The organism is Neolewinella antarctica, assembly GCF_011927835.1.
GTDB classification, from domain to species: Bacteria; Bacteroidota; Bacteroidia; order Chitinophagales; family Saprospiraceae; genus Neolewinella; species Neolewinella antarctica.
In genome coordinates, this window is the sequence record NZ_JAATJH010000001.1 from 344044 (window position 1) to 356828 (window position 12785).

General features: G+C 53.4%; 16 protein-coding genes. 6 read left to right on the plus strand and 10 right to left on the minus strand.

The window, feature by feature from the left end; genetic code table 11:
- Nucleotide 1 precedes the first annotated feature (1 nt).
- Nucleotides 2–2284 carry a hypothetical protein gene (locus GGR27_RS01445; RefSeq protein WP_168035620.1) on the plus strand — a complete coding sequence of 761 codons (2283 nt, stop codon included), beginning with the start codon at nucleotides 2–4 and terminating at the stop codon, nucleotides 2282–2284.
- A gap of 114 nt (nucleotides 2285–2398) precedes the next feature.
- Here GGR27_RS01445 and GGR27_RS01450 read toward each other — a convergent pair whose 3' ends face one another.
- From GGR27_RS01450 to GGR27_RS01495, 10 genes are all read right to left on the minus strand, one after another.
- On the minus strand, nucleotides 2399–3022 hold the full coding sequence (locus tag GGR27_RS01450; RefSeq protein ID WP_168035621.1) for a DEAD/DEAH box helicase family protein: 624 nt from the start codon (nucleotides 3020–3022) through the stop codon (nucleotides 2399–2401).
- 153 nt (nucleotides 3023–3175) lie between these two features.
- Nucleotides 3176–3619, minus strand: a complete 444-nt coding sequence (locus GGR27_RS01455; RefSeq protein WP_168035622.1) for a hypothetical protein — start codon at nucleotides 3617–3619, stop codon at nucleotides 3176–3178.
- A gap of 199 nt (nucleotides 3620–3818) precedes the next feature.
- Nucleotides 3819–4067 (minus strand): hypothetical protein, encoded by a 249-nt coding sequence (locus tag GGR27_RS01460; RefSeq protein ID WP_168035623.1) that lies wholly within the window; start codon nucleotides 4065–4067, stop codon nucleotides 3819–3821.
- Nucleotides 4068–4224: 157 nt separating this feature from the next.
- The gene (locus GGR27_RS01465; protein ID WP_168035624.1) at nucleotides 4225–4527 is read right to left on the minus strand and encodes a hypothetical protein; all 303 of its coding nucleotides are present in this window, start codon (nucleotides 4525–4527) and stop codon (nucleotides 4225–4227) included.
- 5 nt (nucleotides 4528–4532) lie between these two features.
- A complete protein-coding gene (locus GGR27_RS01470) occupies nucleotides 4533–4901 on the minus strand; it encodes a hypothetical protein (protein WP_168035625.1) in 369 nt (122 codons plus the stop codon).
- A gap of 1 nt (nucleotide 4902) precedes the next feature.
- Nucleotides 4903–5472, minus strand: coding sequence for a hypothetical protein (locus GGR27_RS01475; RefSeq protein ID WP_168035626.1), 570 nt, complete (start codon nucleotides 5470–5472; stop codon nucleotides 4903–4905).
- Nucleotides 5473–5634: 162 nt separating this feature from the next.
- Entirely contained in the window at nucleotides 5635–5772 is a 138-nt protein-coding gene (locus GGR27_RS01480; RefSeq protein ID WP_168035627.1) for a hypothetical protein, read from the minus strand.
- 567 nt (nucleotides 5773–6339) lie between these two features.
- Nucleotides 6340–7950, minus strand: coding sequence for a hypothetical protein (locus GGR27_RS01485; protein ID WP_168035628.1), 1611 nt, complete (start codon nucleotides 7948–7950; stop codon nucleotides 6340–6342).
- A gap of 127 nt (nucleotides 7951–8077) precedes the next feature.
- Nucleotides 8078–8626: a hypothetical protein gene (locus tag GGR27_RS01490; RefSeq protein WP_168035629.1), complete on the minus strand. Its 549-nt coding sequence runs from the start codon at nucleotides 8624–8626 to the stop codon at nucleotides 8078–8080.
- Nucleotides 8627–8817: 191 nt separating this feature from the next.
- Nucleotides 8818–9237: a hypothetical protein gene (locus tag GGR27_RS01495; RefSeq protein WP_168035630.1), complete on the minus strand. Its 420-nt coding sequence runs from the start codon at nucleotides 9235–9237 to the stop codon at nucleotides 8818–8820.
- A 114-nt stretch (nucleotides 9238–9351) separates the two neighbouring features.
- On the opposite strand from GGR27_RS01495, the gene GGR27_RS01500 reads away from it, so the two are divergent.
- From GGR27_RS01500 to GGR27_RS01520, 5 genes are all read left to right on the plus strand, one after another.
- Nucleotides 9352–9681, plus strand: coding sequence for a hypothetical protein (locus GGR27_RS01500; protein WP_168035631.1), 330 nt, complete (start codon nucleotides 9352–9354; stop codon nucleotides 9679–9681).
- On the plus strand, nucleotides 9678–10127 hold the full coding sequence (locus GGR27_RS01505) for a hypothetical protein (RefSeq protein WP_168035632.1): 450 nt from the start codon (nucleotides 9678–9680) through the stop codon (nucleotides 10125–10127). Before GGR27_RS01500 ends, GGR27_RS01505 begins: the two co-directional genes overlap by 4 nt.
- A gap of 122 nt (nucleotides 10128–10249) precedes the next feature.
- A complete protein-coding gene (locus GGR27_RS01510; protein WP_168035633.1) occupies nucleotides 10250–11431 on the plus strand; it encodes a hypothetical protein in 1182 nt (393 codons plus the stop codon).
- Entirely contained in the window at nucleotides 11421–12386 is a 966-nt protein-coding gene (locus GGR27_RS01515; RefSeq protein WP_168035634.1) for an ATP-binding protein, read from the plus strand. The genes GGR27_RS01510 and GGR27_RS01515 overlap by 11 nt, the downstream gene beginning before the upstream one ends.
- 36 nt (nucleotides 12387–12422) lie before the next feature.
- Nucleotides 12423–12770, plus strand: coding sequence for a hypothetical protein (locus GGR27_RS01520; protein WP_168035635.1), 348 nt, complete (start codon nucleotides 12423–12425; stop codon nucleotides 12768–12770).
- The last annotated feature ends 15 nt before the right edge of the window (nucleotides 12771–12785 follow it).

Consider the following 12785-nt stretch of genomic DNA (forward strand, 5'->3'; position numbering starts at 1 on the left):
CATGGACAATACCTTCACGCTTAGCGAAGCTAAGAACGTCAGCGCGGGCGAATACGACGCGAACGGCCGGCTACTGCGCGAAATACTCGCCGCGGAGCCCTATCCGGCAGGTACACATCAATTCCCGACTGACGGGGTAGCCCCAGGCAATACCGTTCGGATAGAGGCTAGTAATATATATTTTGATTGGGTCGGAACGATCGGAAATACGTCGCACGCCTATTTCGGAAAAGGGGTGCATACGCAGCTCAACCCCTGGCGTGACGCGACCATCGTAAATGGAAACGCTTACTTTTGTTCTGGTGATTCGGAGGCGCACAGTTCGGTGGCCATGGCGGCCGTGTCTCGCCTGAATTATCGGATGAATATTTTTCCTTTTGGCGCACAGCAAGGCACGAATGCACTGTGGTCAGATGGGGTTACGCTTTACACCGGTGGGCGTTACAAGTACTTCGACGATAGCCCGTCATACGTCCAGGCCGTACCGGTCGACAAGGTCACCAGCTTCGATAACTTCCTACCGTTTCAGGGCGAGAGAATGACGTATTTGAATCGTAATTATGCGGCGTGTGATATTTACGACGCGACCATTAACGGTGTTGTGCCGGACATCACCGGCCTAGCAGGTCAGGTTCAAGGTAACTACCTTTACGTGGCGCGGGCGGACGCCAATAGCATCCACGTGCTTCACAAGATTACGGGCGAGATACTACACGAAATTACCGCGCCCGCGCCCGGAAAATTGGCGATGCGCTCCGATACCGAACTCTGGGGCATATTTGGCACCGTGCTAAAGTCGGCGACCGTCAACGCGGACGGTAGCCTCTCCGCTTTCGTCGATAGCCCCCTCGCGTTCGAACGCCCCATGGCGATCGACGTGGGGCCGGATTACCTAGCCGTCGTGGACGCAAGACGCGCAGGCCACCAAGTGTTTACCTACGACGAGAACGGGGCGGAAGGGGCACCATTGGGTCGGGCGGAATCCTACATTGATGACGCGACCGTCTACGATAACAAGATGGGCTTTTACGACAACAGCAGTCGGGGGGCCGGTGGCACCTACGTCGTCCGCGACGAGCAAGGGCGGTACCACGTGGGCGACGTGTTGAACCGCCGGTACCTGGTGTTCGATGCCGCAGGTGCCGTGGTGGATTCGCTGTACTGGCTGAATGCTTCGTACTCAACGGAAATTGATCTTGCCGACCCGACGCGTGTGTTTTCGAATCATAAGGAATACAAGGTTGATTGGACGAAGGAACCAACGCCAAGTAACGACACCGGTTTTTGGCGATTGACGAGAAATTACGGTCTCCAGATTCCGGCGGCGTATTACAATGATGGGTTAGGCCCGGTTGCCACCTTCCCGAATGGTCGGACCTACTGTATCGGTAGCCCGATCAGCGACGCGGATAATGGCGTGCTGATGGAATTGGACCCCGTGTTGGGCCCCATCGTTACCGACGTGCAGATTAACAAGGGATGGAGTGCAACCGGGGTTTTCCCCGACGGTCAGATCCGGTATAAGAAGACGGAGACGGAGAACGGGGTGACCATGCAGTACCTCCGCTACAAGGAAGTGACCGGTTACGCTGGACCGCGCAACGCGCCGGTGTATGGCGATGAAATCACCTTTGCGGCCGTCAATCGCGATGTGTTCGATATGTCGAACGTACGCAACACGACCGGTCACAAAACAGCTTCTGGGGAATGGGTAACTTTTAGAACGGACAAAGGGTCGGTGGAGAATCCCACAACCGGCTCAGTAGACGACTACGACCATTACCACCTGGCCAGCTTCCGTGAGGGCGATCCGGTACCGGTATTTCAAGCCTCGTTAGGATACGTATCCAGTTTTGAGGAGGAAATGCCGGCAAAGGGGCGTTTTGAGGTTGGTGCGCCCGGGATTAGCAGTGCGTCGCGGCGGGGCACGTTCCAGAATAATAATCCGGCCGCGTTCAATGGCGTGGCCGACCGTTTCGTGGGCAAAAGTGCGCAAGGCGAGTTCTGGCGCGCTAGCTTCCAGGTGAATATCCGCTATGCCTTTTCGGATCGGGGGTTGTTCGTCACACAAACCGGGGTGACGGCGCGGCAATTCCCGGAACGGCGGTTCGACCCTAAGCCGAAAATGCTTTCGGGTAATGGCTATTCGGGGGCGTTTTTCGAAGTACCTGATAGCGACGAACCTGCCTGGGTGCATTGCGACGAGGGGCATAAAGGGGCTGTGCTCGTTTGGCGCTTGCGAAATACGGATAGCTTTGAGGACTTTGAATTTGTTGTTGTTTAGTAAAGCCCCGCGTCTCTTTTGAGGGCGGGGCTTGTTGCGTGATATGGGGAGATATCGTGGAACAATTCATGTGGCATATTACGAATGCGGTGTTCCAATTATTGGGCGAGATGCCTAAATTAAATCCCTCCGAGTACATTCAGCCAAAATCGCAGTACGCTCCTTCCGAGAGAGTTTGCAGATTTTGGCATCAATCTGTTTCTTGAGGGAGAGCAGCCCCGAGTTTGAATAATCGCCAAACGGTATAGGGTCGTGTTCGGAAAAATCATATTTGTGCCGTGACCGAAAATCAACTACCACTGGCTCCCGTTGTGCCATCGCAGCAGCCATCAAGGCGCTCTTTCCAGCCCCTTGGCCGCCCGCGACAAATACAGACGTGACGCATCCAGTGACCTTATTAAGATGACTGGCGACTGATTTCCCAATAGTCGTTTGAATCTCGTCCGCAGCCTCAGTTCCGAGGTATTGGAGGTGACCCCACCCGCGCACGTCCATTACATGCTTACTGTTGGCGTCGATTATCCAGGTACCATGAATGTCATAGCTGAATGGTGGGGTAAATCCCTTACGAATTATAGTCGCCACCTCGCCCAATAAAGCAGAATCGTCAAGCACCTGATCGGGTTTTTTGGTGGTTTGTGTTTCGGAATCCATAGTTAAATTATTGATAGTTTTTAGTTTAAAAATGCGCCTGCGCTTGCTGCTTCCGCATTGGGCGCTATCAAATTGGTTCAACAATTATCTTAAAGTTGCCCGCTTCGGCTATTTGCTCTAATTGATCCACTCGGGTTTTAAGCCCATTGAGGTAGCGAGTTCCATCCTGAATCCGACGGCCAACGGCCCGGCTACAATTGGCCGGGCCTATGGTGTCGAGCATGTCGGTCAGGGTGGTTACTTTCCCGTGTTAATCATGCTTAAGATTGTATCACTTAAACGTCCATCCTTCATTTCACCATTCAAATATCTCCACTCGTCGTCAGAAAAGTGAGACTTTACGCTCCCTTCTATTTGGTTTGGATAATGAACCTTGGCTTGATGCAGCTCGCCAAACTTCTTCTTGAGATTCAGATCGTCCCATCCTTGAAAATGGCTAGCAAATGTATAGTCTTCGTCGGCCATTGATAAAGTGTAATCAGCGCCTGTAACGTGTAGGGTCTCACCCTCCTTAGTGTAGCCTTCACGATATGGGCGCGTTACATAGGAAATAGCCGATGCGCGGCCATGGAGCGACTGAGCAGAGTCTAAAAGGTAGTTTTTGTCGCCGCCAAAGCCCTCGTTGAAGGGATTAGCGCCAATCTGAAAATATCCGGGAGAAGTAATGATGCAGTAAATCACAGTTTTTCAATTTGAGCGCGAGACCATTCCCGCGCCGCTTGTGCAAATATAACGCACTTTTGCGTAAGTTGTTCTACTTTAGGTTAATCATTTACGCTTTAGTGCGTAATAATTTAAAGACAGCAGCCCAACATTGTAGCAACGCCAACGCTATCGCGCTGCGTCGCTACCTGTCATTGGGTCGAAACAAACGATTTAATCAAGTTTTATCAAAACTTGGCAATTGCTCGGAAATAGTTACCAGCGAACTAATCAGCGTATCTAAGTTTCGCTTTGAAACCACGAACCGGGATTCTATCAACTTTCTGTTCCTAATAATTTGACCGTCATTAGTCAGGGCATAATCTGGAGCGTCGAAAAGAAGCACGAGTTCCACGATTAATTCTTTGCTTTTGTCTTTACCTTCTGCCCAGTATTCGTTGGCAGTTACTCCTGCAAAATGATTCATAATTATTATTTTAAAATTTATTTAGATATTAAACAAAGAGAAGCACCCTCAACCACCACCGCCGTATCGAAAGGCTGGCGGCACCCCAGCTTCATCATTGGCCCAAATACGTTCATGAACGTCCAAAGGGGGAAGTGGCTGTACCCATTCTCGTCGGCTAGTTCTTTGTAGTAGTATGGTATTCGTCGCTCCCGGTTGGTGTAGCCGATGCGTGAATTGTATTCTTTGGCGAGCTGCGCGTAGCCGGATCGTTGAGCTGCACGAAAACGCTAGCGTTGGCGCTTAACCTAAATCTACCGGCTAGTTTAGGAATTCGGTAGCCGGGCGGCGGGACGGTTGATACGCCCTCCTTACGCAAGCCCTCCAGCACCAGCATGATGATGTCATCCATTTCACCGTGCAGCAGCGACAGGTCATGTTGGTTGGCGAAGTGGTCGAATAATGGTTGTTGATCGAGCATGCTAATTAATTATCTAGTTCGGTTTGTGATGTATGACCCATATCGGTATGACGAGCACGTACCATCTTATCAATCTTTTCGGAACCGGCCATTAAGTTGAGTGACATCGTGCCACTGACTTGGCTTAGCCCCGCCATCATATTAGAGGTGTCAGCAATCATCTGTTTTTTGAGTGCTGGAGATAATGGGAGGCCCTTAGTCTTAAATCTCAGCATACCGCCCTCGATCTTTGCGCAAGAATAACTGGGGTTAACTTTCAACACGTACTCGGAATAGCCAGGCGTGTGAATTATTACCGCCCCGGCGATGTCGTACCGTTCGAGGATGCCCTTAATTTCTTGGGCTGCTTTTTTTAATTTGGGTGAGAATTGCATATTAATTGTTTTCGATACTGGCCTGAAGGGAATGTGCTTTCGGGGTGGCGGTGTTGCCGCCGTAGGTGACGCCGACGTTGTAGCGGATGCCCCACAGCTTCGCGAAGCCGGCAATGGGGACTACCCCGAGCTTGGCGGGGCGCTGGCCGGGGCGGTCAAAGAAGTAGTGAGCGCCGTCCTTACCGTAGTTGACCGGAATTTTGACGGTTTCTCCAGCCCGGAAGGTACCGATGCCGTCCGTGGTCGTGAAGCCGGTGTCTGAGTGGTTGAGATAACCGCAAACCTCGAAGGTGCCCCGCTCTAAGCCGCTACGGAATCCCACCAGAACCGCGTCTTGGTTAGGGCGCGGAGAGAAAAGGCGAAAGAAGGTGTGGCCACCCAACTTGTTCCAGTCTTTGTGGTTCGTTTTGCCGTCCGGATCCCGGGGGATGGTGGCGGGGTCGATCCACGCGGACGCGGTGAATTTGGCGGTGATGACGAAGCCACCCTTACGGGAAAAGCTGATGCGGAAATTTCGTTGGTGTTTAGGCCGGTAGTTTTTACTACCGGCCTTGATGAAACGCGCAATCATTTGCCAGCTCTTTGGGAGGTGCCGAGGTGGTACCCGCTGGTGCCGATGATGACGGCACCGAGGACGACGAATAGCCAGTGGGCTTTGACGGTGTAATCGAGATTAATCTTAGGCATAAGGAAAAGGGATTGTGGCGCGGTACGCCGGGTTAATTTTGTGGGGTTAATTGTTGAATACGAAGTAGGCCAGTAGTTTCCAGAGGCCCCACAAGCCCAGTGGAATCAACAGGCACGCCAGGGCAAAGCCGCCCGCAAGTGCAATGATCAATTTCTTGTAGAAGTCTAGTGGGTTGTACGGCATTGGTTGGTTCGTTTTCGGGGTGAAGGCAAACTAAAGCGACGAGACAGGCCAGGAAATACAGGGGTGCTTCGTTCATGCCTTAATTTATTTGATTAGGTTAAAATACGCAATCTTCGATCATGAGAGGTTTAATTGAGTAGGTTGTTTAATTGGTGAAATGTTATTGTTTACCCAGCGAAGTAGATTTCGCACGGACGGTCGAACATGCTGCACCCGTCGTCAGAATACTGGTGCTCCTGTACTCGTCCTGATTCCGGCGTCTTAGGACATTTTACGGCATAGTAGATTTGGCAGCCCGCTACGATCAGGTGGTCATGATGGGTGCCAACTTTCACAAACCAGTTACTGCTGTTGCGATTAGTTTTAATATTTAAGACGGTGTCAGCTATAATCTCGACCGGCCCGTAGACTGCTTTGTATTTCTTACCGTCCGGAGCGTAAAACCAGTTATTCGTGGTGATTAAATAATTGCCTTGCATGGTAGTTTGATTTATTGATTTCAAAAGGGCGGCACCGCAACACACAGCGCCGCCGGAAAATCACGCTTAAATACACTGGTTCCTAACCTCAAACCGGCCGCAAAAAGTAAGCCCCCGTCCGGCCCTCGCGCTTATCGATCGCCCACCCCATCTCCGCCAGGGCGCGGGATTCGCAAGCCATGCCGTCGAGTAGGTCGGCGCGGCGGTTGAGGACGATCTCGGTTTCCTTGCGCGTGGGGTTCATGTAGCTGTTGTAGCTGGACATCATCGACTTCCAACCGTTGAGCCGCGTGACGGCATCGGGCGGCGGGATGGCCTCGGTGATCGGTGTAGCTACGGTTTGCGGGGCGTTCGTAGCTACAAGTGGGTTGGGTGCCGGTGTAGCTACGATGTTGCTTGTTACGCCGTAGCTACCCGTAGCTACGCTGGTTACGGGCGTGGACGCGGGTGCCGGGGTGAGGGGTGTACCCTGCGGCGATGGGGTAGGGGAGCGGCGGAAAAAGAAGCCCGCACTACCCGCCGGAATGGGCGCCGGCTGGGGTGGGGTGCCCTGAGCGGCGACGATCTGAAACCCTGCAGACGCCGGTGGGGTAGCGGTCATGCCGGTGGTGCCGATCGTGCCGTTACCATCGATGTCGAGGCCCAGCCACTCTTCGAGCTGGGAAAGGAAGCTTTCCCACTGGGCATCGCGCCACTGAGCGATGAGGCTGTAGACGTTGCGCTTGGCGGCGGGCTCTTCCCAACCGGCTGCCTTGAGGCGTAGGTAGCGGATGCGGAGTCCGAGCAAGCCAAGCAGGGCGGCCACGACGTCGAGAAGGATGATGAAGTTGGTGCGGCTGGCCAGGGTAGCGTCGTAGCTGCCGACCTGGTGCCTAGCTAGTGAGAGGATGGCCGTGGCCGTGCTGTCGCTCGCCAAAGAACCCTGCACCCGCGCCAGCGCCCCCTTTGCCTCCGTCAGGTCGGCCGTGGCCGCCGCCAGTAGCTTGGTTTGCTCCGTGCGGGCCGCGTCGATGCGCTTGGCGTAGGCCAGATTAGTGGCGTACCACTTGCCGCGGGGCGGGGGAGAGAAGTAGCCGGGGTTGCGGGCGTACATGGACCGCTGATCGGGGTTGCCGCTGGCGACCGCCGCCGCCACCAACCGCTTACCGGACCGGGTCGCGCTGCTGACGTCGCCGGAGTGGCGCGACTGCACGTAGCGAAAGCTCGCCAACGCCTCGGTTTCGCGGATCGCCTGGCGCTCGGAGTGGTCGGTGATGTGGGTGGTGTAGCCGTCGTAGTCGGGCGGCGGGGTGCTGAGGTAGGAGATTTCGCTACCGGCCCAGATGCTGGAGGTGAGCGTGAGGGCAAACCGGATCCAGAGGACGGCCCCGCGCTTGCGGAGGTAACGGCGGGCGGACTGCTTATCGGCGATGCGCAGGTCGGCGTTGCGGAGTTGGTCCTTAGTCTTCCAGTGGTCGAGCAGGTCGCCGTCGAGCCGGTGGTCGATGATGACGTAGAGCCCGATGATGGTAAAGGCGAGCCCGGTGATGAACGCCCAGTCGGGGAGGAAACCGCTGACGGCCTCGCGGTAGCTTGAGTAAGTGAGGGCGGCCGTGGTGGTGGCGAGGAAGAGGAAACAGGCCTTGGTGAGGACCTGGTAGCCGGCGTCGGAACCGGCGGTGAGGTTGAGGAACGGACGTTCCTTGTTCTGGTGGATCATTGTTTAATTCGCTTTCGTTATAGAATGTCACAAATCTAGCGGACGAACGAGCGGATTAAATAGACCTAAGTTTTAGGGAAAGTTTGGTTTTGTTTTAAAAGGTGGGGGGTTGGGGTAGTCCAATACGTCACATGGCTTTTACCATGTTGCTGGCTTGCTTGAAGAGTTTGGCTAGCTCAGGTAGATCATTAATCTGCAAATGACACATAACATCTTTTCGAACTGGTCTGACCGCGATAAGCTTGAAAGTCCACTTACCGGTGTTTTCAGATGAAAATAATGATAGCTTAACTCTGTTACCTAAACTCCCTAAGATGTCAGTGTGCTCTTCATAGTTCCTGGGTGCATCAGTGTTCCCGAGCACGTAGTAATGCGATAGTCTACTGACTAAGTAATCAACATCATCAGGGGATAGGGCGATAATCTCGGAGTTGTTTGACCCGGCTGCGAGAAAGTCGGTAATTATTAGGCGGACACGGGCAACCGACTTATTGGATGATTCCTCGGTGATTCGAATGATTGATACACTCACACCCTTTATAGTCTTGAGGGTTTGAATTTGTTTCTTGTACGGATACGCCACCCCATAAATCGAATCTATCACTACTTGGGGGCGATCCTGTCCGAAACAGGCGTTGGCGACCATCAAACCTATAACCATCATCACTACTTTCATATTAAACAAAGTTTGGTATTTTAAAACAAATTGTTGTTCTTTGGGCAACGGTACACCCCTATTAGCATACTCACTCCAACATGAATTCTTCAAATCCCACCGGCATTAGCGCCGGTAACGCCGATCTACTATTGCAGATCGCCACATTAAACGACGACACTGATCACGACGAAGAAGAAGACTTTCTCTGATTATCGGTCAAGTAACTTAGTGATTGTGGATTGGTGGTCTGTGATAATGTCGTGCAATCTTTGATTCTCTGATTCGAGGTAAGAAATTCGTTTGTCTTTACTCGCCATAGCCTTACGTATTTCTTCTAGCATGCTACCCGCCAATGCGTCCGCTTGCTCCTGATTCAAGGCCTCGACATCGGATAACTTTTTAGGGTTGGGATTTATGTCCAACTCTCTCGCTCTCCCACGTAGTGCCGGAAACGCAATTACAACCTTTTTGAAGTCCTCAATTGTCGCCTGCGTACGGTCGTATCTGATATTAGAAAGTCTGGTTACGCCTATTCCAGATTGATTGCCAGCATCGGAGTACTTAACACCGTGTTTTTTTTTCAAAAAGTGAAGCCACTCCTTAAAGTCCTCATTGTCAGGATGTTTCATTGTATTTATGTATAGGTTTTTACGTGTATCATACGTGTATTTACACTAAATACTTGCATAATACTTGTACTGTGCTCATATTTGCACTAGAACAAGTGCAAAACCTGTGCGAATATGGAAGATAAACTACAAACGGCCAAACTGGTAGTGAAAACGCTGCTGGCGGAGATGAAGGCCTACGAGATCAGTTTTGAAATGGTGTCGTGTCAGACGATCAACCTGGGGCTGAACCGGGGCAGGGGCTACAAACTTCAAGCCATCAAAAACATGATGTGTGGGCGTAAGCCACTGCAGGCGGATGTGTTGGAGGCGATGGTGACGATGGTGGAAGATGCGTTGGAGGAAAAAGAGCGAATAGCGGCCGGTGATCTGTCCTCGATGGACTACCGCCTGCAAGTATGTAAGAACCGTCGTAGTGAAATCGAGCAAATGACGGCCGCATGAATCCTACCCTAAAGTCATACCAGAGCCACCGCAACAGCCTGTCTACCCCCCAAAACGGGCGACCCGTCAAACCGATCGTTAGCGCCGGAGATTTTTTACCGCGTGACCTCGCCCTCGAAGTGCTGCACTACTGGAACGCCACGCTGATGCTCAACGACATGCGGTGCCAGGAGGTGAAACCGATCACGGGCACCTACCGGGTGGACCGCTTCACCTTCGACATCCTCGAAAACACGCTGGGCGGCAACCCCATGGCCGAGCAACGCCAGGAAGCGGGGTGGGCCATACACGTCGGACGGGGTGGGGTGGTGCCGGAGACGGGTATCGTGTGCCGTGCGCCTTCCTACAATCACTTGAACTACCCGCTGGAGCTACGCTTCGTGCGGGACCGAAAATCTAATCTAGCAACGACCCCGGTCGGAGCATCCTATAACGAGCCCGCCTGAGGGCTAATAAAAGAAGGGGCACCGTGTGGTGCCCCTTCGAAAATGGTGAATAACTCCGGCCGGCCTAGGCTGACCGAAGTATCCTATAACGAGCCGCAAGGTAAGCGGAAAACTTCAAACAAATGATTGATAACGAGATTTATGAGCACGGCCCGGCCGACGGTGGACTCACCGAGGAAGTAGCCGAGATGAGTAGAATAGTTTGGCGCGGTAACATCGTGCCAGAGAGCTGGTGGAGTTACATCCTGAACAAGAAAGGCAAGAGCAACGCCGTGCCTAAACCGAACGCGGTGGCGATTATCTTGCTGTCGGATGTGATCTACTGGTACCGGGCTAAGGAAGTTCGTGGTGAGCAATCGGGGCAAATAGAGAAGCGTGTGCGGCGTTTCGAGGGCCCTTTCTTGCGCCGGTCCTACGAAGATATTCAGAACAAATTTGGCTTCACACGAAAGCAGTCGCGGTTGGCTCTGGAGATACTAGAAGATCTTGATTTGTGCCACCGGATTATTCGCCCATTTCAGCAGGGCGGAATGGTGCAACCACAGACCATGTTCTTGCGCCCTGTGCCGTCGAAAATTGCCTACTTAAACGGTCTTCCGTCGTTACGTGGAGGTAAGGACCGTCGTAACCCCGAAGTAACGACGGTCCTTACCTCCAGGGAACAACGGTCGTTACCTGGAGGTGATGACAATACAAAGACTACTACAAAGAATACTACAAGTACTACAACTACTTCAGCGCGAGCCGAAAAAAAAGAAGTTGGAACTTTAAAAATTACTCCGACGGACGTCGATGATTTTGATGGCGTGGAAGCGGCCCCAAACCCCCGTTCCGCAGCCCCCCTTTCCCCGTCCGAAACGGCCGCTGAAAACCGGGCGATGTTCCCCCTCGAAAATCTTCACTTGCAGCGGGTGCAGATGAACGCGAAAATGGTGATTGGCGACGTGAGCGATTTGCTCAATCACTACCTCACCGAGGTCGACGAGGGCATTGCGTTTCTCGCGGCTTGCCGGAAGGCGATTTGCGCCACCGGCGACGAGGTCGACACCCCCCACCGCGCCGTGTGGGACCTGGTGAACAAATCCAAGCAGTGGCAACTGCGCGACTGGCGCGGTCAGTTGTTGCCCCGCCTGGCTAGCTTCCTCGAAGTCACGCTCGACAACGATCGCCGCCGGGCTGCCCGTGGTGTCATGGGCAAGGGTTCGGGCGCTGGCGCTGGTGCAAAGCGGGCTGGTAGTAGCGCCGTGACGGACAACCCCAGCAATTACGATTACTCCCAAAATTCCGACCAACATGGTTTTTAGCACCGAAAACCCCTGGCGCGAGGAAGGCTCCGAAGGCCCCGGGCCGGCTACTCGCCAAACGATTGAAGCCACCGGCGGACCGAAGCAAAAGCGTTGGCTCGATGAATGGCGTTTCTCGCAAATGAACCCTGAGCAGCAAGACAGGCAGCGCGAATTTTTGGATATGATCCAGAGCGACCCAATGCAACCCACCGAAATCGAGCGTGTGGATAGCTCCCTGGCGCGGATGTTTCGCACTATGCACAAGCGCTCCGTGGATGCTATCGTTCCGCCGGACGTCATGTACCGGGCGGCAAAGATTCTACTTTACCGGGCCTTTGAAAATCAAGTAGTGTTCGAAACCGGAAAGAAGCCTAACCTGCAAGATCGTCCGGAGCTGCTTACGGCCATGCACCAAATAGCGCACTGGTTAGTCGGGCACGATGGAGATCAGTGTGAGTGCGCCCGCCCGGTGAAGCTCATTCCGATCCGCAAAAGCCCCTACTTGTACGGGCCACTCGGTACGGGCAAAAGCACCCTGGCCATGGCGGCGCACTATGCTTCTACCCAGCTTCAAGCGCAGTACAATACCGGCATGTCGCTCCAGTACCGTAGCATGGACGAGCTGATCATGTCTGTCTACTCCCGCCAAAGCCTCTCCGAAGTGGAGGAAGCGAGCAAGGGCAACGTGATCCTCGACGAGATGCGCACGGAGCACATCGGCTACAAGCACTTCGGTAACGACGTAAAGATTCTTTCCGACATCTTGTTGGTCCGTCATCATGCTTGGAAACAGCGCGGCGCTCAGACGATCATCACGACCAACATCCCGCCGAAGTCGCTCACCGAAGCGCTGAGCGACGAACGCCTACAGGATCGGATGATGCAGCAATACCACGACATACTCATCACCGGCGAAAGCTTCCGTGCGAAGCAAGCCGACCCGCTACTCGAGGCTACCAGCGCCTCGGCATAATCAACTTACACTCAATACTCTCAAACCAACGAATTCATGGCTAACGTCAAATCTCCCAGCCTACTGGCTCGGTACACCAACCTCAACCTCAACCAACTCCATTCCCTGGCGGACTCCGGTATTTCCTGCCTGACGCTCACCCACGGTAGCATCTCCGAAAATCAGTACAAGCAACTGCGTCAGGCCAAGGCCGACTTCCGCCTCGAAGTGATTTGCAAGGAAAGCTACCGGCATAAGCTTACGCTGATCCTGAACCACTGTCGGAGCAAGGTGCATAGGGCTTGGCACTGTAGCCCGGGTGTTAAGCCTCAGGTTGTGGAGTTCTTGCATGTTTGCTGGGTGCAGGAGGGGCTTTCGGCTTCTATGCGTAATCGTGTAGGGTAGGGGTGGTTTGGCTTG